The sequence below is a fragment of the Bradyrhizobium sp. PSBB068 genome (assembly GCA_016839165.1).
GTDB lineage: Bacteria > Pseudomonadota > Alphaproteobacteria > Rhizobiales > Xanthobacteraceae > Bradyrhizobium.
The window spans coordinates 4064313-4087445 of sequence record CP069300.1 but is presented as its reverse complement, the minus strand read 5'-3'; the positions used below and the strand labels follow the sequence as shown (position 1 = coordinate 4087445).

24 protein-coding genes and 1 pseudogene are annotated in these 23133 nt (G+C 65.5%); 21 read left to right on the top strand and 4 right to left on the bottom strand.

The window, feature by feature from the left end; all coding sequences use genetic code 11:
• Positions 1-76 precede the first annotated feature (76 nt).
• From mgtE to JQ507_18925, 12 genes and pseudogenes are all read left to right on the top strand, one after another.
• On the top strand, positions 77-1498 hold the full coding sequence (mgtE, locus tag JQ507_18980) for a magnesium transporter (GenBank protein ID QRI67093.1): 1422 nt from the start codon (positions 77-79) through the stop codon (positions 1496-1498).
• Between the two features lie 94 nt (positions 1499-1592).
• A complete protein-coding gene (locus JQ507_18975; protein ID QRI67092.1) occupies positions 1593-1913 on the top strand; it encodes a helix-turn-helix domain-containing protein in 321 nt (106 codons plus the stop codon).
• Between the two features lie 364 nt (positions 1914-2277).
• A complete protein-coding gene (locus JQ507_18970) occupies positions 2278-2487 on the top strand; it encodes a hypothetical protein (protein QRI67091.1) in 210 nt (69 codons plus the stop codon).
• A gap of 400 nt (positions 2488-2887) precedes the next feature.
• Entirely contained in the window at positions 2888-4192 is a 1305-nt protein-coding gene (locus tag JQ507_18965; protein ID QRI67090.1) for an MFS transporter, read from the top strand.
• A gap of 55 nt (positions 4193-4247) precedes the next feature.
• A complete protein-coding gene (locus JQ507_18960) occupies positions 4248-5030 on the top strand; it encodes an aspartate/glutamate racemase family protein (GenBank protein ID QRI67089.1) in 783 nt (260 codons plus the stop codon).
• Positions 5027-5848 carry a GntR family transcriptional regulator gene (locus JQ507_18955; GenBank protein ID QRI67088.1) on the top strand — a complete coding sequence of 274 codons (822 nt, stop codon included), beginning with the start codon at positions 5027-5029 and terminating at the stop codon, positions 5846-5848. Before JQ507_18960 ends, JQ507_18955 begins: the two co-directional genes overlap by 4 nt.
• Positions 5845-6609 carry an aspartate/glutamate racemase family protein gene (locus JQ507_18950; protein QRI67087.1) on the top strand — a complete coding sequence of 255 codons (765 nt, stop codon included), beginning with the start codon at positions 5845-5847 and terminating at the stop codon, positions 6607-6609. The genes JQ507_18955 and JQ507_18950 overlap by 4 nt, the downstream gene beginning before the upstream one ends.
• Positions 6609-8021 (top strand): dihydropyrimidinase, encoded by a 1413-nt coding sequence (hydA, locus tag JQ507_18945; protein ID QRI67086.1) that lies wholly within the window; start codon positions 6609-6611, stop codon positions 8019-8021. The genes JQ507_18950 and hydA overlap by 1 nt, the downstream gene beginning before the upstream one ends.
• A 29-nt stretch (positions 8022-8050) precedes the next feature.
• Entirely contained in the window at positions 8051-8935 is an 885-nt protein-coding gene (locus JQ507_18940; GenBank protein QRI67085.1) for an alpha/beta fold hydrolase, read from the top strand.
• An 86-nt stretch (positions 8936-9021) separates the two neighbouring features.
• Positions 9022-9352: pseudogene (locus JQ507_18935) on the top strand (cytochrome-c peroxidase).
• A 72-nt stretch (positions 9353-9424) separates the two neighbouring features.
• On the top strand, positions 9425-10210 hold the full coding sequence (locus JQ507_18930; protein ID QRI67084.1) for an aldo/keto reductase: 786 nt from the start codon (positions 9425-9427) through the stop codon (positions 10208-10210).
• A 186-nt stretch (positions 10211-10396) separates the two neighbouring features.
• The gene (locus tag JQ507_18925) at positions 10397-11281 is read left to right on the top strand and encodes a hypothetical protein (GenBank protein ID QRI67083.1); all 885 of its coding nucleotides are present in this window, start codon (positions 10397-10399) and stop codon (positions 11279-11281) included.
• Positions 11282-11294: 13 nt separating this feature from the next.
• Here the strand turns inward: JQ507_18925 and JQ507_18920 are convergent, their stop codons facing one another.
• A complete protein-coding gene (locus JQ507_18920) occupies positions 11295-11972 on the bottom strand; it encodes a DUF599 domain-containing protein (GenBank protein ID QRI67082.1) in 678 nt (225 codons plus the stop codon).
• 121 nt (positions 11973-12093) lie between these two features.
• Here JQ507_18920 and JQ507_18915 point away from each other — a divergent pair, with 121 nt between their 5' ends.
• From JQ507_18915 to JQ507_18895, 5 genes are all read left to right on the top strand, one after another.
• Positions 12094-12747, top strand: coding sequence for a glutathione S-transferase family protein (locus JQ507_18915; protein ID QRI67081.1), 654 nt, complete (start codon positions 12094-12096; stop codon positions 12745-12747).
• A 116-nt stretch (positions 12748-12863) separates the two neighbouring features.
• Positions 12864-13232 carry a DUF937 domain-containing protein gene (locus JQ507_18910; protein ID QRI67080.1) on the top strand — a complete coding sequence of 123 codons (369 nt, stop codon included), beginning with the start codon at positions 12864-12866 and terminating at the stop codon, positions 13230-13232.
• Between the two features lie 217 nt (positions 13233-13449).
• The gene (locus tag JQ507_18905; protein QRI67079.1) at positions 13450-13653 is read left to right on the top strand and encodes a hypothetical protein; all 204 of its coding nucleotides are present in this window, start codon (positions 13450-13452) and stop codon (positions 13651-13653) included.
• Between the two features lie 153 nt (positions 13654-13806).
• Positions 13807-14757: a hypothetical protein gene (locus JQ507_18900; protein QRI67078.1), complete on the top strand. Its 951-nt coding sequence runs from the start codon at positions 13807-13809 to the stop codon at positions 14755-14757.
• A gap of 129 nt (positions 14758-14886) precedes the next feature.
• Positions 14887-15327: a DUF1489 domain-containing protein gene (locus tag JQ507_18895; GenBank protein ID QRI67077.1), complete on the top strand. Its 441-nt coding sequence runs from the start codon at positions 14887-14889 to the stop codon at positions 15325-15327.
• Between the two features lie 21 nt (positions 15328-15348).
• Here JQ507_18895 and JQ507_18890 read toward each other — a convergent pair whose 3' ends face one another.
• Together JQ507_18890 and JQ507_18885 are read right to left on the bottom strand one after the other, a co-directional pair.
• Positions 15349-16095, bottom strand: a complete 747-nt coding sequence (locus JQ507_18890; protein ID QRI67076.1) for a hypothetical protein — start codon at positions 16093-16095, stop codon at positions 15349-15351.
• A gap of 81 nt (positions 16096-16176) precedes the next feature.
• Positions 16177-17028: a pantoate--beta-alanine ligase gene (locus JQ507_18885; protein QRI67075.1), complete on the bottom strand. Its 852-nt coding sequence runs from the start codon at positions 17026-17028 to the stop codon at positions 16177-16179.
• A gap of 240 nt (positions 17029-17268) precedes the next feature.
• Between JQ507_18885 and JQ507_18880 the strand changes: the two genes are divergently transcribed.
• Entirely contained in the window at positions 17269-18192 is a 924-nt protein-coding gene (locus JQ507_18880) for a division plane positioning ATPase MipZ (protein QRI67074.1), read from the top strand.
• 461 nt (positions 18193-18653) lie between these two features.
• On the top strand, positions 18654-19823 hold the full coding sequence (locus tag JQ507_18875; GenBank protein QRI67073.1) for a serine hydrolase: 1170 nt from the start codon (positions 18654-18656) through the stop codon (positions 19821-19823).
• A 10-nt stretch (positions 19824-19833) separates the two neighbouring features.
• Here the strand turns inward: JQ507_18875 and JQ507_18870 are convergent, their stop codons facing one another.
• A complete protein-coding gene (locus JQ507_18870) occupies positions 19834-20916 on the bottom strand; it encodes a zinc-binding alcohol dehydrogenase family protein (protein ID QRI67072.1) in 1083 nt (360 codons plus the stop codon).
• A gap of 103 nt (positions 20917-21019) precedes the next feature.
• Here JQ507_18870 and JQ507_18865 point away from each other — a divergent pair, with 103 nt between their 5' ends.
• Together JQ507_18865 and JQ507_18860 are read left to right on the top strand one after the other, a co-directional pair.
• On the top strand, positions 21020-21796 hold the full coding sequence (locus tag JQ507_18865) for a helix-turn-helix domain-containing protein (protein ID QRI67071.1): 777 nt from the start codon (positions 21020-21022) through the stop codon (positions 21794-21796).
• Between the two features lie 332 nt (positions 21797-22128).
• The gene (locus JQ507_18860; protein ID QRI67070.1) at positions 22129-23067 is read left to right on the top strand and encodes an alpha/beta fold hydrolase; all 939 of its coding nucleotides are present in this window, start codon (positions 22129-22131) and stop codon (positions 23065-23067) included.
• The last annotated feature ends 66 nt before the right edge of the window (positions 23068-23133 follow it).

The window sequence follows — 23133 nt, the reverse complement described above, 5'->3', positions numbered from 1 at the left end:
GCCCCCGCCGATTAGGTAATCCGGTCCGCATCAATCAAGCAGTTTTTCTCCTCCTGTCAAACCGGCGAAACACGGCATGGCCGAGAATATCGACATTGCCGAACCCGCCGCGGCCGACCCGCTCGCCCGGATGCCGATGCGGGACGAGGAGGGCCAGCTCCGCCCGGAATTCGTCGAGGAGATCACCCGGGCGATCCATGCCGCCGACCGGCCGCTGCTGTGCGAGGTGGTGGCGGAACTGCATGAGGCCGATCTCGGCGACCTGATCGCTGCACTCGAGCCGGACGACCGCGTCACCCTGGTCGAGATCACGGGCACGGATTTCGACTTCTCGGCGCTCAACGAGGTCGACGAGACGGTCCGCGAGGAGATCCTCGAGGAACTCGAGCCGGAGACCGTGGCCGAAGGTGTCCGCGAGCTCGAATCCGACGACGCCGTCGAGCTGCTGGAAAGCCTCGACGAAGCGGATCAGGAAGAGATCCTGGAGAAGCTGCCGGCGGCCGAGCGCGAGGACATCGAGCGCAGCCTGCTGTATCCGGAGAATTCCGCCGGCCGGCGGATGCAGACGGAATTCATCGCGGTGCCGCCGGATCGGACGGTCGGGCAGGCGATCGACTACATGCGCGACACACCGGATCTGCCTGATCGATTCTACGAGATCTATGTGGTCGACGCCGACAAACACCTGCTGGGCGCGGTGCCGCTCGACGTGCTGCTGCGTACGCGTCGTCCGGTTCCGATCGCGGACGTGATCGATGAGGACCGTCGCCGGGTGTCCGCGTTGGAGGACCAGGAAGAGGTCGCGCGGATGTTCGGCAAGTACAATCTGGTTGCCGCTCCGGTGGTCGACACCGTCGACCGGCTGGTCGGCGTGATCACGATCGACGACGTCGTCGACGTGATCGAGGAGGAGGCCGATCAGGACCTCAAGGCGCTCGGCGGCGTCACCCATCCCGAAGAGCTGTCCGACACGGTCTGGACCATCGCCCGCGGCCGCTTCAACTGGCTCCTGGTCAATCTCGCCACCGCATTCCTGGCTTCGTCGGTGCTCGGCCTGTTCGAGGGCCAGCTTGAGAAGATGGTGGCGCTCGCGGTGCTGGCGCCGATCGTGGCTAGCCAGGGCGGCAACGCCGCGACCCAGACCATGACGGTCGCGGTGCGCGCGCTCGCCACCCGCGAGCTCGGCTCCTACAACGCGATGCGCGTGGTGCTGCGCGAGACCATGGTCGGGCTCGTCAATGGCATCGCCTTTGCCGTCATCACCGGCATCGCCGCAGTGGCCTGGTTCAAGATTCCGGGGCTTGGCCTCGTGATCGGCCTTGCCATCATCTGCAACCTGGTCGCCGGCGCGCTCGGCGGCATCCTGATCCCGATGGTGCTGGAACGGGTACGCGCCGACCCTGCGGTTGCCTCCGGCACCTTCGTCACGACGGTCACCGACGTGGTCGGCTTCTTCTCGTTCCTCGGCATCGCGACGCTGTGGTTCGGGTTGAAATAAGCCGGCGCCTGGGGGCGTGCTTATCGTTAATCGCGCCTTAACGGGGTTGGCGGATGATGCTCCTATCTCCAAGGGGGCCATCACGGGGGCCATCATGCAGCGGTTGCGGCTCAAGGCGGACGGACGGATCGTCGAATTGCGCGACGGGCAGGAAATCCCGCTTGCGACCGCACATCCGGCCGAGGCGGCGATGCTGCCCGCAGCCGCGCAACCGGCGGTGCGCGATCTGCGCCGCCGCGCCCGGCTCACCCAGCTCGAATTCGCCGCCAAGCTCGGCGTGCCAGTGGAGACCATCCGCAATTGGGAGCAGGGCAAGCGCGCCCCGCGGGGACCCGCCCGCGCGCTGCTCGCCGTGATCGCGCACTCGCCGGAAACCGTGTTCGCCGCGCTGTCGAGCGCGCCGACGGCCGCTTGAGCGGGTAGACGTTCTTCGCCGCCACCGGCAGCCGACAGATCGCGCTTACGCGCCGCATCCACCGCCGTCGTCCTGGCGAAAGCCAGGAGCCCATAACCACCGCGTTTGGTCGGAACGGGACAGCGGTCCCCAGCGACGCGCAACAACTGAAATTTGGGGTAATGGGTCCTGGCTTTCGCCAGGACGACGATGAGATGGTTCTCGCTTCAAGATGTCAAACACACGGCGTCATCGCTCGCGCATGTTCTGATCCGCTGCGGCGTGAACGCTTCCGGCGCAGCATCATGGGGCTTGCCAGCAACGCGGTTTGACCGTTCTAATCGAAGCATTGCAGCAAGATATTTTTTTAACCCGTGGATTTCCTATGAATGCCATCGAGCAGATCATTGCCGGCTATGTGTCGCTCAGGAATCGTCAAGCGCTGGAAGAACTCAGGGAGCATCGCCAACGACTGTTGGAAGGTGTTCAAGCTCACAGTGTCCCGGGTTTCAGGCCGACGGTCGTGAATGACACGCTCCGCGAGGAGATCGAACTCATCGAGGCCGCATTGGCCCGCTTTGACGAGCACCCATAGCCTGCGATGGCGCGCTCTCACTTGCTGCGGCCGCTCTCCTTCATCCGCCGAACCGTATCGATGAACGCCTTGATGATCGGGGAGCGGCCGCGACCGCCGTGGCGGCCACGCCGTGCCCGGGTCTTGATGGTGCGCTCGGAGCCAATTCCCCGAAATCGCCGGCCGATTGGCTGATCTGACGCCCAATCCGTCATCAGACGCTGACCAATTGTGATGTATTTTCTGTAAAAAATTTAATATAATCAGTATATTGATAAAGATTGCATGCAGAATACAAAATGTGCTTGTCGCCTCGACCTCCTTGAAGCAGACTTCCCGCGGGGCAGGAGAGGCCGATGACCTTCGATGACGAGGGGCACGCCAGGGGCAAAAAACAAATCTGCCGGCAGAGGAGCGAGCAATGAGCGATCAGGTGTCCACCATCGCAATGGCAGATACGGCGAAGCCGAGTGGCGTGCGCTGGAAGATCTTCCTGCTGATGCTGTTCCTGATCTCGATCAACTATATCGATCGCGCCTCGCTGTCGGTCGCGATGCCGGTCATCGCCAAGGAGTTCGACATCGACCCGGCGATGCAGGGGCTGATCCTGAGCTCGTTCTTCTGGACCTACGCGCTGATGCAGGTGCCGGGCGGCATGCTCGCCGACCGCTTCAAGCCGCGCATCGTGATCGCCCTTGCGACATTGTTCTGGGGCTTCTTCCAGGCGCTGGCGGCGCTGTCCACCAGCTGGATGCTGCTGCTCATGACCCGGCTCGGGCTCGGCGCGTCGGAAGCGCCGATCTATCCGGCGGGCGGCAAGCTCAACGCGATCTGGATGACGCAGACCGAACGCGGCCGCGGCGCGACCTTGCTCGACGGCGGCGCTCCGCTTGGCGCTGCGCTCGGCTCGATCGTGATCGCCTGGCTGATGGCGGCGTTCAGCTCCTGGCGTGTCGCCTTCGTCGTCGCCGGCATCGGCACCATGCTGTGCGGGCTGTGGGCCTGGTACTACATCCGCAACGTGCCGCGCGAGCATCCCTCGGTCAATGAAGCCGAGGCGCGCTATCTCGAGGAAGCCCATGCGATCGAGGACGCCGCGACGCCGCCGCCGTCCGGCGCGAGCTGGATGGCCTATTTCCGCTTCCGCTCGGTGTGGTGCATGTGCCTCGGCTGGATGTTCTTCAACACCACCTTCTACGGGCTGTTGACCTGGATGCCGACCTATCTGTTCAAGGTGCACGGCTTCGACATCAAGGCGCTCGGCGGTGCCTCGTTCATCATCTTCTTCGCGGGTTTCGTCGGCGAACTGGTCGGCGGCTGGATCGGCGATACCTGGCGGGAACGGGGCGGGGCGCCCAACACCGTGTTCCGCACCCTGTTCGGCATCGCGGCGATCATGGCGACGGTGTCGATCTTCCTCGTCGCCTACGTCACCAATGCGGTTGCGGTGGTGGTGCTGCTGTCGACGACGCTGTTCTTCCTGCGCTGGTGCGGCATGTACTGGGCGATCCCCTCGGCGCTCGCGGGCCGCGGCAAGTCCGGCTTCCTCGGCGGCTGCATGAATCTCGGCGGCAACATCGCCGGCATCACGACGCCGCTGATCGTCGGCTTCATCGTGCAGGCCACTGGTTCGTACTTCCTGGCCCTGATGTATTTCGCCGCCGCGGGCATTGCGCTGTTGATCTGCTCGACCCTGATCGATTACAGCCGCAAGCTCCCGGTCTAGAATCGAAGCGCGGCCGAGCCCGTGAGGGGTTCGGCCGGTTGATGAGGCCTCGCGAATGACACGTCCCGTCCGGCTCGGCATGCTGACGCCGTCGTCGAATACCGCACTCGAGCCGATCACCTGCGCGATGCTGGCCGGGATCGACGGCGTCTCGGCGCATTTCTCGCGCTTCAAGGTGACGGAGATCGCGCTGTCGGAGCAGGCGCTGCGCCAGTTCGACGCCAGCGAGATTTTGCGCGCAGCAGAATTGCTGGCGCATGCCAAGGTCGACGTGATCGCCTGGAACGGCACCTCGGCAAGCTGGCTCGGCTTCGATCGCGACGAAAGCCTGTGCGAGCAGATCACCGCGGCAACAGGGATCAAGGCCTGCACCACGGTGCTGGCCTATCGCGACCTGCTGCGGCGGATCGGTGCCGGACGCATAGGGCTGGTGACGCCGTATCGCCGGGATGTGCAGGACAAGATCATCGCCAACTGGAACTCGGAAGGGCTCAATTGCTTTGCCGAGCGCCATTTGTCGCTGCAGGACAATTTCTCCTTTGCCGAGGTCAGCGAAGCCGAGGTGGCGGCGCTGATCGAAGAGGTGGTGCGCGACGGCTGCGACGCGGCAGTGGTGCTCTGCACCAACATGCGCGGCGCCGGCGCCGCCGAACGGCTGGAGCGCGGGTTCGGCGTGCCGGTGCTGGATTCGATCGCGGTGACGCTGTGGGCGTGCCTCACGGCGACCGGCTGCGATCCGTCACGCGTGCACGGCTGGGGCAGCCTGTTCACCAATCCCGATCTGCGCGCAGTGACTGCTATCCCCGAACATAATGACGACGACGAAGGCGAGCGGTGACTGAAGCCAAGACTAGAGCCAAGACTAAAGCCAAGACCAAGCCGACCAGACGCAGCAAGGAACCGAAGCGTGCGATGACGACGCTGCAACGGCGGCGGCTGCGCGTGCCGCGGGTCGGACTGCACGAGCAGGCGGCGGCGCGGCTGCGTGCCATGATCGTGCGCGGCGAGCTGGCGCCGGGACAATCGCTGGGCGAGGCTGATTTGTCCGACGCGCTCGGCATTTCGCGCACCCCGTTGCGCGAAGCGCTGAAGCAGTTGGCGAACGAGGGCCTGGTCGAGCTCCGGCTCAACCACAGCGCCGTGATCACGCCGTTCCGCCGCGCCGAGCTGACCGAATTGTTCGAGGCCGTCAGCGGCATCGAGCGCTGCGCCGCCGAGCTCGCGGCGCTGCGGATGGAGGAGACCGATTTCGAACGGCTCGAAGCGCTGCAGGACAAGATCGAGTGGCATCACGGCCGCGGCGAGCTGCGCGACTATTTTCAAATCAACCAGCAGATCCATTCGGCGATCGTCGGCTTCGCCCGCAACGCGGTGCTGAAGGCGACCCACGAGGCGCTGCTGGCGCGGGCCGAGCGCGCGCGGTTCTTCGCGCTCTCGGTGCTCGGGCGCTGGGATGAATCGGTGCGCGAGCACCAGGAAATCCTGGCCGCACTCAAGGCGCGCGATGCGGCCCGCGCCGGGCAGATCCTGGCCCACCATGTGCGCCGCACCGGCGAGATCGTCGCCGAGACGCTGGATGGCAGAGCAGATGACGCCGCAGTCGCGCACCTTTCCGCCACGCCGCGCAGCCGCAAGACGAAGAAAGTTGCGCCATGAAGATCCTGCTGCTCAATCCCAACACGACGGCGGATGTGACCGATCTGCTGCATGCCGCCGGCAGCGGGGTGGCGTCGGACGGCACTGAGCTGGTGCCGATGACCGCCGCGCGCGGCGTGCCCTATATCGCGACCCGCGCCGAGGCGCAGATCGGCGGCGCGATCGCGCTGGAAATGCTGGCCGAGGCCGGTCCCGGCTTCGATGCCGCCGTGATCGCCGCGTTCGGCGATCCCGGCCTGTTCGGCGCGCGCGAGTTGTTCGCGTTTCCGGTCGTCGGATTGGCCGAGGCCGCAATGCTGACCGCCTGCATGCTCGGCCGGCGGTTTGCGATCGTGACCTTCGCCGGCGCACTGGCGCCCTGGTACGAGGAATGCGTCGCCATGCACGGGCTCGCCGGACGCTGTGCCGGCATCCGCGCGCTCGACGGCAGCTTCCGCTCGATCTCGGAAGTGCAGGCCGAGAAGGAAGAGCTGCTGGTCGCGCTCGCCAACCAGGCGGTCGAACAGGACGGCGCCGATGTCGTCATCCTGTCCGGCGCGCCGCTTGCCGGGCTCGCGGCGAAAGTGCGCGACCGTATTCCGGTGCCCGTCGTTGATCCCGTCGCGGCCGCCGTGCGTCAGGCGGAGACGCTCGCCATGCTCAAACCGCGCAAGGCGGTCGCCGGCACCTTCCGCCGGCCCGACCCGAAGCCGACGCGCGGGCTGGCCGCGCCGCTTGCCGCCATCATCGAACATCGCTCACCGAAAGAGGGGACAAGCTGATGTCCTTCGACATCATCATCCGCGGCGGCACGGTCGTCACCGCCGCCGACACCTTTGCCTGCGACGTCGGCATCCGCGACGGCAAGATCGCCGCGCTCGGGCATGATCTCGGCGATGCGACTGCCATCATCGACGCGACCGACCGGCTGGTGCTGCCCGGCGGCATCGACAGCCACGTCCATTTCGCCCAGCCGTCCGGCGACGGCATCGTGATGGCCGATGGCTTTGCCTCCGGCACCCGCTCGGCGGCGTTCGGCGGCAACACCACGGTGCTGCCGTTCTGCCTGCAGGAGAAGGGCCAGACACTGCGCGAGGCGCTGAAGCATTATCATTCGCTGGCGGACGGCGAATGCCATGTCGACGTCGCCTTCCATCTCATCGTCACGGATCCGACCGAGCACGTGCTGGGTCAGGAGCTGCCGGCGCTGGTCGAGGACGGCTACACCTCGCTCAAGGTCTTCATGACCTATGAGGGGCTCGCACTGTCGGATCGCGAGCTGCTCGAGACCATGGCGGTGGCGCGCGAGACCGGCGCGATGCTGATGGTCCATGCCGAAAACTTCGACGCGATCCGCTTCCTGACTGACCGGCTGGAGCGCGCCGGCAACACCGCGCCGCGCTTCCACGCCACGTCGCGACCGATCCCGGTCGAGCGCGAAGCCACCCACCGTGCCATCTCGCTGTCCGAGCTCGTCGATGTGCCGATCATGATCGTGCATGTTTCGAACCGTGAGGCGATGGACGAGATCCGGCGCGCGCAGCAGCGCGGGCTCCGGGTGATGGGCGAGACCTGTCCACAATACCTGATGCTGACCGAGAAGGACCTCGACCAGCTCAACATGGAAGGCGCCAAATATGTCTGCTCGCCGCCGCCGCGCGATATCGCCAGCCAGCAGGCGTGCTGGGAAGGCCTGCAGCAGAAGGTGTTCTCGGTGTTCTCGTCGGACCATTGCCCGTTCCGCTACGACGATCCGCAAGGCAAGCTCGCACCGAAGGGCCGCACCAGTTTCCGCTGGGTGCCGAACGGAATCCCCGGCGTCGCGACGCGGCTGCCGATCCTGTTCTCCGAAGGCGTGGTGAAGGGCCGCATCGATCTCAACAGCTTCGTCGCCTTCAGCGCCACCAACCACGCCAAGATCTACGGCCTGTATCCGCGCAAGGGGACGATCGCGGTCGGCTCGGATGCCGACATCGCGCTGTGGGATCCCAAGCGCAAGGTGACGATCCGCCATGAGCTGATCCATGACGGCGCGGACTACACACCCTATGAAGGCCTCGAAGTGACCGGCTGGCCGGTGCTGACCATGGTGCGCGGCAAGGTGGTCGTCGAGGACGGCACCCTTGTCGGCGGCAAGGAGCATGGCACCTACCTGCCGCGTTCGAAACCACCGGGAGCCGCGACCATCCCATAACCCGCGAACCAAGAAGGCAGGAGACCACCATGCCCTATGCGACGACCGACGATGGCGTACGGCTCTATTTCGAGGAGACCGGATCCGGTCATCCGGTGATCCTGGTCCATGAATTCGCCGGTGATCTGCGCAGCTACGAGCCGCAGCTGCGGCATTTCGGCAAGCGCTTCCGCACCATCGCCTACAATGCGCGCGGCTTTCCGCCGTCGGATGTACCCGAGCAGGTCTCGTCCTATTCGCAGGCGCGCGCCGCCGACGATATCCTCGCGGTGCTCGATCACATCGGTGCGCCCAAGGCGCATATCGTCGGCCTGTCGATGGGCGGCTTCGCGACCCTGCATTTTGGCATCCGCCATCCGTCGCGCGCGCTGTCGTTGTGCATCGGGGGCTGCGGCTACGGCGCCGAGCTCGACAAGCGCGAAACGTTTCGCGCTGAGGCCGATGTGATCGCGGGCGTGATCCGCAAGGAGGGTATGCCGGCCTTCGCCGAGCGCTACGCCTACGGGCCGACGCGCGTGCAGTACGAGAACAAGGATCCGCGCGGACACGCCGAGTTCAAGGCGATGCTGGCCGGGCACTCGGCGGTGGGATCGGCCAATACGCAGCAGGGCGTGCAGAAGGAGCGGCCCTCGCTCTACACGCTGGTCGAGGAGATGAAGCGCATCAATGTGCCGACCTTGATTATCACCGGTGACGAGGACTGGCCGTGCCTGCTGCCGGGCATCCTGATGAAGCAGAGCATCCCGTCGGCCGCGCTTGCGGTGATGCCGAATTGCGGCCATGCCATCAACATCGAGGAGCCCGACGAATACAACCGGATCGTCGGGGAATTCCTGGCGCAGGTCGAAAGCGGCCGCTGGCCGCAGCGCGATCCGCGCGCGGTGAGTGCTTCGATCACGGGGATGAAGGACTAGACTGCATCCTCGACTGCCGCCACGCGGCGACCATCGAGTTGGTCGCGCAGAAGCTGCGCCAGGCGAGCTGCGCGCCACGCTTTGCCGAGCAGACGCAATATTGCGGGATGTTTCTGACGCCGACCTTGCGCAACACGCCGGGTGTTCTTCCATAACGGTGTCTTCACCAGTCTCGGGCAGGTGCTCGATTTCTATAGTTTCCGCGATACCAAACCGGAGAAGGTGTATCCGCGCGCAGCCGACGGCACGGTGCTGAAATACAACGATCTGCCGGAAAAATATCGCGGCAATGTTGACGTCAGCGATCCGCCGTTCGAGCGCCATCTGGGCGACAAGCCTGCGATGACTGCGCAGGATGAAGCCGACATCATCGCCTTCCTGAGGACATTGACGGACGGCTACCGGCAGGAGCCGTAGGCCGCCGCGACCGTCTGACGCGGAACTCATCGGTCAGTTGGCAGCTCCTCGTCATGCGCGCATAATGGGCGCATGAATGTCGTCGAAGGCAACGGCGCAAAAATCCCCGCGATCGGGCTCGGCACATGGGAGCTGCGCGGGCGGACCTGCGCTCGCATCGTCGAGCAGGCGCTGCGCCTCGGTTACCGGCACATCGACACCGCGCAGATCTATGACAACGAGCGTGAGGTCGGCGAGGGGCTGCGTGCCTCCGGCATCAAGCGCAATGATGTCTTCGTGACCACCAAGGTCTGGACCACGCACTTCCTGGCGAAGGATCTCGAGCGCTCCGCCAAGGAGAGCCTGGCGCGGCTGCGCTTGACCGAGGTCGACCTGTTGCTGTTGCACTGGCCCAATCCGCACGTGCCGCTTGCCGAGACGCTCGGTGCGCTGGCGCGGGTCAGGCAGGCGGGGCTGGCGCGGCACATCGGGCTCTCGAACTTCAGCACGGCGCAGATCGAGGAGGCGGTCGCGGCGTGCCCCGAACCGCTCGCCTGTGATCAGGTCGAGTACCATCCCTATCTCGGGCAGGCCGACGTGATCGCGGCCTGTGCACGCCATGGCATGGCGTTCGTCGCCTACAGCCCGATCGCGAAAGGGCGCGTCAAGGGCGACCGCGCGCTGGCGCGGATCGGCGACCGCTATCGCAAGACCGCGGCCCAAATCTGCCTGCGCTGGCTGGTGCAACAGAATGTCTCGGCGATCCCGCGCACCTCAAAGCTCGAGCGGCTCCAGGAAAATATCGACATCTTCGATTTCGAACTTTCGGATGAGGACATGCGCGAGATTTCGACGATGGGGAGCGCGGCCGCGCGGTGACGGCCCGAGCGCCGACCGGATTCTAGCCTGCGCATTGCTTCGCGGAAAATGGCTGGGCCGCGGTCCGGATCGTGCTATTGCCCGCTGGCTGACCGCGGACTCGGCCGCGAAATGGGGGATTGAGGCAGGCGGGTTCCAGCCGGTATTGTAGCCGGCGGGGAGACGACACTGATGTGATCGAGCGGGATGAAGTTTCGGCCAAACGCGGATATGGTGGCGTCGGTGTTCGTGCACCTGATGCTGCTCGCGCTGATTTTCCTCTATTCGGAGGTCCATCAGTTCGATCCCGTCGCCGCTGACACGGTGCCGGTCGAGATCGTGACGCCGCAGGAGGTCGCCAAGGCGGAGATCAAGCCCGAGCCCGATCCGGTACCGAGCCCGTCGCCGACGCCCGAACTGCAATTGCCCTCGTTCGACAAGCCGGTGGATGCGGCCAAGCCCGAACCATCGGCGCAAGCGCCGCAGAAGCAGCAGTCCGCGGCGCAGAAGCAGCTGACGCCACCGGCGCCCAAGCCCAGCCCGGCGCCGCCACCTGCCGCGGCCGAGCAGCCATCCGCGCCGCCTGCACCCCAGACGCCGCCGATGCCCCAGCAACAGGCGGCGGCATCACCGCCTGCCTATGCGCAGCCCGAGCCGGACCTGTCGGTCAAATACAACGTCATGCTTGGCCTGCCGCCTGACATCTCGGTGAAGCCGCCTGCGGGGGCGCCGTCCGCTCCCGGTCCCGGCAAGGACAGTTTCGACGCCGCGGCCACCGAGCAGGCCGACGTCGGGTCCAGCGTGGTCGCCGAATTCCGTCGCCATCTGAAGACCTGCATGAAGCTTCCGGCGACGCTGAGCACCGGCGATGATGTCAGGATCAAGCTTCGGGTGTTCATGAAGCCCGACGGCAAGCTCGCCGCGTCGCCCTTGCTGATCGAGGCCACCGCATCGGAAAAGGGGCCGCTGCTGCTCAAGAGCGCGACCGATGCGCTGCAAACCTGCCAGCCCTACGCGATGCTGCCGCGGGAGCGCTACGGCGAATGGAAGGTGCTCGACCTCGACTTCACGCCGCGCGATTTTTCGTCGTAAGTCGAAGCAGGCTTCAGCTTCCCATCGCCTGCCAGGCATTCGAGGCGAACTGCCGGCGCCAGATCACGATCACGACCGCGGCGGTCGTGGCGAACAGCACCCAGGGGCTGACGAACCAGCCGAGATAGCCGAGCGCAAAGAAGAACGCGCGCTGACCGCGGTTGAAGTGCCGGCCCGCGGTCTCGAACAGCCGCGTGGTGCGGATCACATGGGCCTCCGCCTCGGGCGTATCGCGCTGGCCGGCCGGCGGCATCGCGCCGAACAGGATCGCGACATAGTTGAACAGGCGATAGGCCCAGGCGAATTTGAAGAAGGTGTAGATGAAGATCAGGATCAACCCGATGCATTTGACCTCCCAGAGAGCGGGCGAGGGCGTCAGGTTGACCGGCAGTGCACCGAGCACCGCGAGCGCGTCGTTGGTCGCGCGCAGCAGCGCCAGCGCGCCGCCGATCGCGATCAGGCTGGTCGAGGCAAAGAACGCGGTGCCGTTCTGCAAGGATGCCATGATCTGCATGTCGACCATCCGCGCGTCGCGGTGGAGCAGGTTCCGCACCCAGATCTCGCGATAGACATGCATCCGCGCCGACAGGCTGTCGCGCCCGTAGGCGGTGTGCTCGAGCGTGATGGCATAGACCAGCCATTCCAGCGCGAAGAAGCCGACCGCTAGGATGTCGACCCAATAGCCGGTCATGGTGCCTTCCTTCGTGAATGCGCGGCCGCCGATCTGCGCCCCGTTGCATCCCGCGTCATGTACAGGTTGAACGCGTGCAATGCACTATGGCAAACTGCGCCGGCAACAGGATTCCCCGGACATGCTCAAGCTCGTCATCGGCAACAAGAACTATTCGTCATGGTCGATGCGGCCCTGGCTGGCGCTGCGCGCCAATAACATCCCGTTCGAGGAAATCTTCGTTCCGCTTTACACCGATCAGGCCGACAAGGACCGCATCCTCGGCTTCAGCAAGGCCGGCAAGGTGCCGACGCTGATCGACGGTGACGTCACAGTGTGGGATTCGCTGGCGATCATCGAATATCTGGCCGAGAAGTTTCCCGAGGCGAAGCTGTGGCCGGCGGATCGCGCCGCGCGCGCGCATGCCCGCGCAATCTCGGCCGAGATGCATTCCGGCTTCGTGCCGCTGCGCAGCGAATGCGGCATGAACCTGCACCGGCCGATCAAGGCCGTCGCGCTGTCGAACGATGCGCGGGCCAACGTGGCGCGGATCGAGGAGATCTGGGCCGATTGCCACGCGCGCTACGGCAGGCAAGGCCCGTTCCTGTTCGGGGCATTCTCGGCGGCGGATGCGATGTACGCCCCCGTGGTGCATCGCTTCCGCACCTACGCGATCCCAGTGAAGGCTGAGGCGCAGCATTATGTCGATGCCATGATGGCGCTGCCGGCGTTCCAGGAATGGACCCGCGATGGCCTTGCCGAGACGCTGCGGATCGACCGATTCGAGGACGCCTGACTGGTCCCTCGCTGCCGAATTGTGACAGCAGCCACAAAGATCGCGGCTTGACGCCGCGGGGCCGAAGGCGTCGAATCCGAAACACCGGTTTTGCAAGTCGTGAAAGGACTTAGACCATGGGCATTCTCGATTCCCTGGAGAATTCGCCGGAGCTGAAGGGCATGCTTGGCCAGCTCGGGGCGGCCGTGATTCCCGTCGTGCTCGGCGAGGTGATGGGCAATGGCGGGCAGGGCGGCTTGTCGGCGATCGTCGCCAAGCTCGAACAGGCCGGGCTCGGCGACCAGGTCAAATCCTGGATCGGCACCGGCCAGAACCTGCCGATCACGGCCGACCAGCTGCAGCAGGTGCTGGGCAGCGACACGGTCAAGCAGCTCGCCGCCAGGTTCAACATTCCGGTCGACCAGCTGTCCAAGGTGCTGGCCCAGCAGCTTCCGGGGGCGGTGGACAGCGCGAGCCCCGACGGCAAGTTGCCGCATACCGCCTGAGCCACTGAAACCGGGTTCCGGCCGAGGCCGGCGGGCAATTTCCGGCTGGCATGTAAATTGCTGCCTATCGCCCTGAAAAACCTGCAAAAAGCGTACCTTCACCGTGCCCCAATCTTGCTGGATTTGGGGCAGGGCGATGTGCTAGCTTGCCGCAGGGTTCTCAAAATGCCGGCCAGAGCTATCGGGACTGTCAGCCCGGCCAGCAATCTCTAAGAAAATGGAGAGGGCGTTGAAGCATAAGTACTCGATTGGCGAGACCGTCTATTTCACGGCCAGCAATGTGGCGCGCCCCGCTGCGAGCGGCACCTATCAGGTGATCCGCCTGCTGCCGACCGAAGGTGACGACTGCCAGTATCGCATCAAGAGCTCGACCGAAGCTTTCGAACGGGTGGCCAAGGAGAGCCAGCTCGCGCTGTCCTGAACGAGTTGTGCGCAAGCCGGTGGCTGGAGCGGGTTCCCCGTCGCCGCCGTCAAAAGGCCCTGTTCGCAGACCCATTGTGCTGAAGGTTGGACGTCGGGGTGGCGGCGTTCGCCGCCGCCGATTGTGCTTACGCTGCGTTGAGGGACATCGCGCATGAACTGGGCTTCCTCGCTGGATCAGATCTGGCGCTCACCGACTTTCCCGATGTGGCTGACGCTGGCTGCCGCGGGCTTCTTTGGGATCGTTGTGCTGATCACGCTGCTGCGCGCGGAAAAATCCGTCGCCAACGGCGCGCTGACCGTCATCACGCTGCTGTCGATCGCGGTCGCGGTCGCCGCAACGATCCGCGGCTTCGGACCGGGCGGGCAGGCAGCGGCGCCGAGCGAGACACGAACCGCGCAATTCACCGGCCAGACCGTGCCGGCGCTGGCCTGCGTCGACGACCTCGCCGGAGATGCCGTTCTCAATGCCTGCGAGAAAGTGCTGTTCGGTTCGTCCGATACGGCCGCGGCGGCGGTCAGCTATGCGGCGGCGCAGATATCGCGCCTGACTGCGCTCGGCGACCTCGCCACCGCGGAGCGCAATACGACCACCGAATTGCAGGCACTGCGCCGCGCCATCGAGCACGACCGGTACGGCCTGGTGGCCTATGCGCTGATGGCGCGCGACCACTGCACGCCGACGGCGTGCCCCGCATTCCGCTCGCTCGGCGACAACCACCAGATCGTCGCCAACATGAACGATCGGACCTATGAGAACCTGGTCACGCGCTACGCCGCGTCCTGGAACGCGCCAGCCGGCGCCACGCCATCGGCAGCCGGATTGGTCGCCGCGCTGCCGCCGTCGATGCCCACCGGCCGGCCGACCAATGCGGAGTTTCCGAGCTCGGCGAACACGCCGCCGGTCAGCATCATGACATCAGAACCGGCGAAGCCGGCTGCTGCGGCCCCGCCGCCGGCCGCACGCGCTGCCGCCGCGCCGCCCGCTGCGCCGAAGCGGCCGCCGGCCGCGAAGCGTCCGGTCCAGATCGCGCCGGCTGCTCCGGCGCCAGCGGCGCCGCCTCCCGCCGCGGCGAGTGCGCCGGCAGCCGCGAGCCAGGACTAGGCACGGGCCTGAGCGCGATGACGGTGGCCTGAGCCACTGTCATTGCATACTCCCTGCGATAATCCCGATATCCACTGCCGCCTTGATCGCTCCCTTTCCAAAGCGCGCGCCGGCCGCTACATCCGCCGTATGCCGCTGCATCTCATCAAGCTCGCCGTCGGTTGCGACTCGGTCAAGGAACTCAAGGGTTGGGTTGCCGAACGGATGGCGACCGCCAAGAAAAAAGGCCTGCCGCTCCGCCACGTCCACATCACGCGGATGACGCCGAAGCGCGAGGAGGAGCTCCTCGCCGGCGGCTCGCTGTATTGGGTGATCCGCGGCGAGATCGCCGCGCGCGAGAAGATCATCGCGATCGAGCCGTTCCGCGACAAGGACGGCATCGGACGCTGCCGGCTGGTGATGCAGCCCAAGGTGATCGCGGTCTCGCCGCGGCCGATGCGGCCGTTCCAGGGCTGGCGCTACCTGACTGCGGACTCTGCGCCGTCAGATCTCACCAAATCGAGCGCGGCCAGCGTGGCCTCGATGCCGGAGCCGATGCGCCGCGAGCTGCGCGACCTCGGATTGCTGTGAGCTAACGGCAGTTGCCGCGGATCACTGCGTGACGAGATGCAGCCGGCCCCATTCCGACGCCGGGATCTCGACATAGCGGCCACCCCCGGCATTGCTGACGGCGACGTCGAGCAGTTCGTGATCGATCCCCATCTCGCCGAGATAGCGCCGGAACTGGTCGGTGAAGATCGAGGTCAGGCTTTCGCGATGCTCGGCCGAGACGTTGGGCGCGAGCCGGTTGTGGATCGCCATGCCGCTCAGCACCACGTGGCTGCCCGCCGGCAGGCTGCGATGCACGCCGCCGGCCAGCACCAGCACGCAGGCGAGATCACAAGCCGTGCCCGACGGCTTCTCCTTCGCGTCCAGCGGGCCGCCGGGCCGCTTGAGCGCAAAGCATTCCTCCTCGGGCTTTCCGTTGCAGGCTTCGACGGCGGTCGCCGCAACCATGGTATCGATCCCGCGATCGCGCAGGATGCGGCCGAGGCTGGAGGCGACGTTGAGGTTGGATTCGCCCTTGATGTTGATCACGACCGGCAGCTTGCGCCCGGCTTGCCGGTCGAGGATCGCCAGCAGGCGCTTGTAGGTGTCCCATTGCACGGCGCCTTCGGCGGCGATCCAGTCCGAGCAGCCCGGTCCGCAGGCGTCCGGTGCGCCATGCGCGACGTAGAAGATCATCGCGCCGGGCGCCGAATTGACGCCGCCGACCGGTGGCCGGGTCTGCGCCTGCGCCATGCCGGCGGCCAATAGCGCGATGCCGAGAGCGATGCCTTGCCTGAAATACCTGATCATTCCGACCGCCTGTGAAAGGCGCGATCATCCCTGCGTCGCGGCCGCCGCGCAAGCGAACGGCATCACACTTTTCGCGATGCCTTACACCGCGATGTTGTCGATCAGCCGCGTGTTGCCGAGCTTGGCCGCCACCAGCATCCGCATCGGGCCGTCCTTGAGCGAGCCGATCGGCGCCAGGGTGGCGGCGTGGCGAACCTCGAGATAATCGAGCACGAAGCCGGCCTTGGTGATCTCGGCGGCGCCGGCGGCCATGGCGGTTGCAGTGTCCTCGCCGGCGCGCAGGCGGCCTGCCGCTTGCTTCATCACGCGGTTGAGCGCGGGGGCCGCGCGCCGTTCTTCCGGCGAGAGGTACACGTTGCGCGAGGACATCGCGAGGCCGTCGCGCTCGCGCACCGTCTTCGATCCGATCACCTTGACCCCGAGGTCGAGATCCGCGGCCATCTGGGTCACGACCCGGAGCTGCTGAAAGTCCTTCTCGCCGAAGATCGCAACGTCGGGCCGGACCTGGGTGAACAGCTTGCCGACCACGGTGGCGACGCCACCGAAGAAATGCGGCCGGAAGCGATCCTCGAGCCCGGCGGTCGCCGGTCCCTCCGGAACGATCCTGGTGGCGAAGCCGTCCGGGTACATCGCCTTCACCTCGGGGTGCCAGATCAGGTCGACGCCCTCGGCGGCGAGCTTGGCGACGTCTTCCTTCCAGGTGCGCGGATACGAACCGAAGTCCTCGGTGGGAGCGAACTGCGTCGGATTGACGAAGATCGAGACCACGACCCGCTTGGCGCGGCGCTTGGCGAGCCGCACCAGCGACACATGGCCGTCATGGAGCGCACCCATGGTCGGGACCAGCGCGACAGTCGCCTTCTTGGCGCGCAGGGCGTCGACGGCGCGACGAAGGGCAGGGACGGTACGGACGACGGTGGGATTTCTCGGCATCTGGTCTCGACTCGTGGGGCAATCGGGGTGGGATGTTTGGCGTTCGGCAGGCCGCGGAGTTTACCAAGTCCGAGCCGCTATCGGCAAACCGCCGCACATGCATTACCCGATCTCGAACGCGCATGGATCGCTCGTTCGATTCATCATTAAGGACGCCTGCAATTGATTTCCGCTCGCAGTGATGCATTTCACTTGACCGCAGCCGCGCTCGATTTGAAGATCATTGCCGGGGTTTGAATCATGTTGGTGCAGGCTAGTCAGGGTCAATCCGGCTCCGCACACGTCGTTGTGCTGGGCAACGAGAAGGGTGGTTCGGGCAAGTCGACCACCGCCCTGCATATCGCCGTCGCGCTCCTGAAGGCCGGGCAGCGCGTCGCCAGCATCGATCTCGACTGCCGCCAGCAAAGCTTCACCCGCTACATCGGCAATCGCCAGGCCTGGGCGCGGCGCTCCGGGCTCGATCTCGAACTCCCCGCGCACCACTGCATCAAGTACGGCGAGACGATGCAGATCGAGGAGAACGAGAACGCCGAGTTCCAGCAGTTCATGGAAGCGGTGAGCGCGGTGGAACGTGCCTATGATTTCATCGTCATCGACACCCCGGGCTCGGACAGCTACCTGATGCGGCTCGCGCATTCGATGGCCGACACGCTGGTGACGCCGATCAACGACAGCTTCCTCGATTTCGACGTGCTCGGCACCGTCGATCCGGCGACCTATGCGGTGATCGGCGAGAGCCATTACGCCGAGATGGTGCGCGACACCAGACGCAAGCGCCGCCAGCTCGACGGCGCCTCGACCGACTGGATCGTGGTGCGCAACCGGCTGTCGATGCTTGGCTCGCGCAACAAGCAGCTGGTCGCCGACGGCCTGAAGCAGCTGTCGCTGCGGCTCGGGTTCCGGGCGGTCGACGGCTTTGCCGAGCGGGTGGTCTATCGCGAGTTTTTCCCGCGCGGGCTGACGGCGCTCGACGACATCGACGAGGCGACGCTCGGCACCCGCCCAAACCTCGGCCACGTCACCGCCCGCGAGGAGGTGATGGGCCTGCTGCGCCAGCTCAAGCTGCCGCTCGACGAGCGCGGCCGCCGCCGCGCCGCCAACCGGGCCGAATGGTTCAGCCAGGTCGACAAGCCGCTGGAAGTCGACGACATCATCGGCAGCTAGCGATCGTCAATTCATGGGGGCCGCTCCCAGGCTCGCTGGCGCCTGGTCAAAATACCGAAAACAACCCCATGCAAAGGAGCCGGTGGTGGCCGGCGTTCGACCGGGCTGCTTGACACGTCGGGCAACTCACCGGTATTTTTCCAATATTCCGAAATTGTGCACTTGAGCTCGCCCCAAGGCCAGTTCCTCCCGCCTGGAGCGGATGCTGGTTTCCAGTCGATCGGCCCGTTCAACCGGGCTTTCAAGGCCGCGACCGATCTGACATCGACTGAATACAGGCGGCTTGCGCTGGCGAAGGAGGCGTCTGGGACGGGCAGACCGGGTGACAGCTCAGGAATCGGCCAGCCGGACTTAGGAATCGGCCAGCCGAATTCTGCAGCCGCCAAGCGCGCACTGAAATTTTCGTGCAGGTTCTCCGCACGATCGGTTTGGGCGGTCGCAAACTGCGAAGCGAGGATCGAATGGAACGGCGCCAGTTCATATCACTGCTCGGCGGAGCTGCGTTGGCACCGCTCGCCAGGCTGCCGGCATACGCCGACCCGTCCGACGGCTGCGGCGTTCCAATCGGGCGAAACGACGGCTGGTCCACCGCCTCCTTAGCTGAGGACAAGCTCATCGACCGCCGCGCGCTGTGCACCATGGCTGAGCGGCTCGCCGCCTCCAGCGATAGCAACATTCATTCCGTGCTGGTTGTCCGCGGCGGCAGGCTGGAGTTCGAGCGCTACTTCAGGGGACGCGACGAGGTACCGAGCCGCTTTTACGGTCCCCGCGTCGAAGACGTCAGCTTCGATGCCGATACGCTGCACAACATCAAATCGGCTTCAAAGAGTGTCGCGTCACTCGTCATCGGGATCGCGATCGATCGCGGGCTGATACGCAGCATCAACGAGCCGATCTTCAGCTTCTTCCCCGAATTGTCCGACCTGCGGTCCCCTGAGAAAGACCGCATCCAGCTCGTCCACGCCCTGACCATGTCGATGGGATTGGCGTGGGTGGAGGCGACCCCTGCGACCGGAGACGACAATGATGAGGCGCGCATGCACAGGGCGTCAGACCCGTGCCGTTACGTGCTCGGTCTTGCGTCCGCGGGCGAGCCGGGGCAGCAGTTTCTGTACAACACCGGCGCGCTGACGCTGCTGTCGGCCATCGTCCGCAAGGCCGCCGGACGTCCGCTCGATGAATTTGCGCGCACCGAATTGTTCGAGCCTTTGGGGATTACGGCGTTCGAATGGAGCCGGGTCAAAGGCGATAGCGATGCCGGTGGCGGGTTGCGGCTGCGACCGCGCGACATGGCAAAGATCGGCCAGCTTGTCCTTTCGGGCGGCCGCTGGAACGGTCGCCAGATCGTCCCAAAGGCATGGATCGAGAGCTCCACGGCACCGAAGCTCAAGGCCTCCGACTATCAGTCGTATGGCTTTCTGTGGTGGCTTGGCCGCGCCCGCTTCAATGGCCGCGCGATCCAGTGGATCGGCGCGCTGGGGCGTGGCGGTCAGTCGATCCGCATCGTCCCGGAGCTCGACCTCGTCGTCGTGGTGACCGCGGGATACTACCAGGACTACAGCCCGCAAGCCTTTCGCGCGCAGTTCGCCGTCTTCACGGACGTCCTGCAAGCGATTCCGCCTCCGGTTTGAATCGGAGACGCTAATTCGGCCTCAGCACCGTCATCTTGAACGGCCCGCTATTGGTGGCGGCATGCGCGACCGCGTCGTTGGCGTGGTCGAGATCGAAGGTGGTGACCTCGAACTGATCGAGCCGCAACAGCCCGGCGCGGGCGAGGTTGACGAGGCCCAGGGTCGCCGCCGGAGGATACATCCAGACGCCGTGGATGCTGATGCATTCGCGCATGATCCAGGGATAGGGCAGGTCGAGCCCCGGTCCGCCCAACATGCCGACGCCGCCCATCAGGACGACCCGGCCGTAGGAACGCACCGTCATGATCGCGGCGCGGACGGTCGGCGTCGTCACCGACGGCGGCATCAGGTCGAGCACGCAGTCGATCGGGCCGGGCGCGGCGCGCCGCATGCGTTCGCGATCGTCGTCCTCGTTGCCACCGAGCTTCACGGTGCGCACGCGCGGTCCGAACCTGTGGACCAGATCGGCGAGCACTTTCTCGTTGCGGCCGGGAGCGACCACGCAGGCCGCGCCCATCGCGAGCGCGACGGCAACGGCGGCACTGCCGAAATTGCCGGTGGCGCCGTTCACCAGCACGGTCTCGCCCGGCTGCAGGCGTGCAGCCAGGAATCCGCCATAGGGCACGAGGCAGGTGCCGAGCGCGCACCATGACGGCGCATCGGCCGGATCGATCGCGCCGATCCGCTTGGCGTTCTCGGTCGGCACCAGCGTCTGCTCGGCAAACGTGCCGTGACGGAAGTGTCGCTGCAGGCGCAGTCCGCCTTCGCCGCGCGCGCTCCAGCCCTGCAAGGTGATGTCCGGCGAGATGCTGTCGTCACGCGCGCGGAAGGTCGGATCGCAGTACACCCAATCGCCGGCGGCGAGGTGGGTTGCGTCGGGCCCGATCGCGCGAACCCGTCCGATGGCGCCGAGACCCGGAACGGCCGGCAACGCGAGCAGGTAGCGGCGCTCACCGCTGAACACCTCGTTGGTGTAGGACAGCACGCGTGTCGCGATCACGTCGACGAGGACTTCGCCCGTTCCCATCACCGGTGCGGGGATCTCCTGGATCGCGAGCGGAGAGCCGAACGACTTTAGAACTGCTGCTTTCATCTGATCTCATCCCTTGCTGAGATCGGCATCATCACGCGCTCCGTTGCGGCCAGGAAGACCTGGTATTATCCTAGGATCATAAGTCCTACTCAGGAGCCCGGTAATGGCCACTGCGCGGCAAACCGAACTTGGCGATTTCCTGCGATCGCGGCGCCAGAAGCTGACGCCCAAGCTCAACGGTGCCCAGGCCGGGCGGCGGCGCCGAACGCCCGGTCTGCGCCGCGAGGAGGTGGCCGAGCTCGCCGGCATCGGGGTCGACTGGTACATCCGCCTCGAGCAGGGCCGCTCCGTCAGCCCGTCCGCCACCACGATCGACGCGCTGGCGCGGGCGCTGCGCCTCAGCAAGGCCGAGCACGCCCATCTGCGGGCGCTTGCAAAGGACGGCGACCGCCGGCCATTTGCGGCCGAGACCGTGCCGTCTGCGATCCGGCGGGTCGTCGAAAGCCTCAACCAGCCGGCCTATGTCACGGGACGGCGATGGGACGTGCTGACCTGGAACGCTGCGGCGGAAGAGGTCTTCGCGTTCGGCCGCATGCCTGGGGACGAGCGCAATACGCTGCTCTTCGTGTTGACCAACCCCAAGAGCCGGCAGCTGTTCGGCGCAGGCTGGCCCGAGGAGGCGCGGCGCATCGTGACCCAGTTCCGCCGGACCCACGATCTCTGGGCCGGCGACCCGGCCTTCGTCGATCTGCAGGCGCGGCTTCGCGCAGGCTGTCCGGAGTTCGACGGCTGGTGGGGCACCCACGACGTCAGCGTCAGCGTCGCCGGACGAAAGGTGCTCAATCACCCCAAGCGCGGCCGGCTGACCTTCGAATACGCGACCTTCCAGGCTAACGACGATCCGGGCCTGAAGCTGATCATCTACACCGAAATCGGCTGAAATCCGTGGTTTTCCGGTGATTTTTGTCACAGAGCGGCCAAAAAGCCGGAACAAAGGTGCCGGAATCCGGTTTCTCCTGAGCGTCGACCCAAGGTACGAGCATGGCTCGAACGCAACCTTGGGAACTCGCGTCAGAGGGTTAGAGGAGAGTGCGAGCCGGCGGGTTCGTGGTGTGCATCTGCACAAAGTATAGGTGCGACGCACAACGTTATGCCACGGAAGCCACAATATTTGGACTTCCTGTCACGGCGCTGTGACATATATTCTCAAAAGGAGGCCGAAGAGCCTCCGGCCAAAATCGCCCTGTAAAAGGCGGGCACCTCGAGGACGTCATGAAGCGTGGAATTCTCGTTCTGCTTTCGCTCTCCGTGGTGATCACGGGTGCGTATTTCACCGCGAGCAAGTGGGCGATCCGTCATGAAACTCTCATGTTCAAGGATCCGACTCGCGATGAGCGGCCGGTCGCGGTCGACGTCGCCGTGCGCTTCGACAAGGAGATGCAGGCCGACGCCGGCATGATCAAGCTTCCGGTTGCGATCCTCAATCATGGCAATACCGTCAAATTCACCGAATATTCCTTCCTCGCGAACGTGTTCGCCGCGCGCGGCTATCTGACCGTCAGCATTCAGAACGACCTGCCGTCGGACGGGCCGATGGTGACCAAGGTCGGCGAGCTCTATGTCGGGCGCCTGCCGCAGTATCAGCGCGGCATCACCAACATCAAATTCGCGATCGAGGAGATGAAGAAGCGTCAGCCGAACGCGGACTACAGCAAGCTGACGATGGTCGGCCATTCCAATGGCGGCGACATCGCGATGTATTTCGCCAAGCAGTATCCGGACGAGATCAAGAAGGTCGTGACGCTGGACAATCTGCGCGTGCCGTTCATGACCGACGGCAAGTTCAAGATCCTGTCGTTCCGTTCGCATGATCAGCACTTCAAGCCCGATCCCGGCGTCGTGCCCGACGAGGAGCAGTGCGAGAAGGCCGGCATCACCGTCGTGAACACCGACTTCCAGCACAACGACATGCGCGACACCGGACCCGAGAAGGCCAAGGACTCGATCCAGGCCATGCTCGATAAATTCCTGGCCGACACCGACAGTGCCGTCGCGCCGGTCGACACGCGCAATGCACCGCCGAAGATTTTGGAGCCAGGCCCGGTCTCGCTCTACGTGCCGGTTGAGAAGCCGCCCCAGACCTTCGGCGAGAAGCTCAAGAAGTCGCTCTCGCTGACCGAGACCAAGAAGGTTCCGTCGGCCACCAACTGACCGAGCCGCCCGGAATCGCATCCGGGCAGGCTGCTCGTCGCGTTGACCAATCCGATACCGCGGCCC

Bases quoted from the DNA above. Each gene is read 5' to 3' on its own strand.
- JQ507_18975 (QRI67092.1), top strand. From the start codon at position 1,593: ATGCAGCGGTTGCGGCTCAAGGCGGACGGACGGATCGTCGAATTGCGC.
- JQ507_18875 (QRI67073.1), top strand. From the start codon at position 18,654: ATGGAACGGCGCCAGTTCATATCACTGCTCGGCGGAGCTGCGTTGGCA.
- JQ507_18970 (QRI67091.1), top strand. From the start codon at position 2,278: ATGAATGCCATCGAGCAGATCATTGCCGGCTATGTGTCGCTCAGGAAT.
- JQ507_18950 (QRI67087.1), top strand. From the start codon at position 5,845: ATGAAGATCCTGCTGCTCAATCCCAACACGACGGCGGATGTGACCGAT.
- JQ507_18890 (QRI67076.1), bottom strand. From the start codon at position 16,095: ATGATCAGGTATTTCAGGCAAGGCATCGCTCTCGGCATCGCGCTATTG.
- JQ507_18895 (QRI67077.1), top strand. From the start codon at position 14,887: ATGCCGCTGCATCTCATCAAGCTCGCCGTCGGTTGCGACTCGGTCAAG.
- JQ507_18910 (QRI67080.1), top strand. From the start codon at position 12,864: ATGGGCATTCTCGATTCCCTGGAGAATTCGCCGGAGCTGAAGGGCATG.
- JQ507_18960 (QRI67089.1), top strand. From the start codon at position 4,248: ATGACACGTCCCGTCCGGCTCGGCATGCTGACGCCGTCGTCGAATACC.
- JQ507_18860 (QRI67070.1), top strand. From the start codon at position 22,129: ATGAAGCGTGGAATTCTCGTTCTGCTTTCGCTCTCCGTGGTGATCACG.
- JQ507_18865 (QRI67071.1), top strand. From the start codon at position 21,020: ATGGCCACTGCGCGGCAAACCGAACTTGGCGATTTCCTGCGATCGCGG.
- JQ507_18925 (QRI67083.1), top strand. From the start codon at position 10,397: ATGAAGTTTCGGCCAAACGCGGATATGGTGGCGTCGGTGTTCGTGCAC.
- JQ507_18870 (QRI67072.1), bottom strand. From the start codon at position 20,916: ATGAAAGCAGCAGTTCTAAAGTCGTTCGGCTCTCCGCTCGCGATCCAG.
- JQ507_18965 (QRI67090.1), top strand. From the start codon at position 2,888: ATGAGCGATCAGGTGTCCACCATCGCAATGGCAGATACGGCGAAGCCG.
- JQ507_18885 (QRI67075.1), bottom strand. From the start codon at position 17,028: ATGCCGAGAAATCCCACCGTCGTCCGTACCGTCCCTGCCCTTCGTCGC.
- hydA (QRI67086.1), top strand. From the start codon at position 6,609: ATGTCCTTCGACATCATCATCCGCGGCGGCACGGTCGTCACCGCCGCC.
- JQ507_18915 (QRI67081.1), top strand. From the start codon at position 12,094: ATGCTCAAGCTCGTCATCGGCAACAAGAACTATTCGTCATGGTCGATG.
- mgtE (QRI67093.1), top strand. From the start codon at position 77: ATGGCCGAGAATATCGACATTGCCGAACCCGCCGCGGCCGACCCGCTC.
- JQ507_18880 (QRI67074.1), top strand. From the start codon at position 17,269: ATGTTGGTGCAGGCTAGTCAGGGTCAATCCGGCTCCGCACACGTCGTT.
- JQ507_18900 (QRI67078.1), top strand. From the start codon at position 13,807: ATGAACTGGGCTTCCTCGCTGGATCAGATCTGGCGCTCACCGACTTTC.
- JQ507_18920 (QRI67082.1), bottom strand. From the start codon at position 11,972: ATGACCGGCTATTGGGTCGACATCCTAGCGGTCGGCTTCTTCGCGCTG.
- JQ507_18940 (QRI67085.1), top strand. From the start codon at position 8,051: ATGCCCTATGCGACGACCGACGATGGCGTACGGCTCTATTTCGAGGAG.
- JQ507_18930 (QRI67084.1), top strand. From the start codon at position 9,425: ATGAATGTCGTCGAAGGCAACGGCGCAAAAATCCCCGCGATCGGGCTC.
- JQ507_18905 (QRI67079.1), top strand. From the start codon at position 13,450: ATGGAGAGGGCGTTGAAGCATAAGTACTCGATTGGCGAGACCGTCTAT.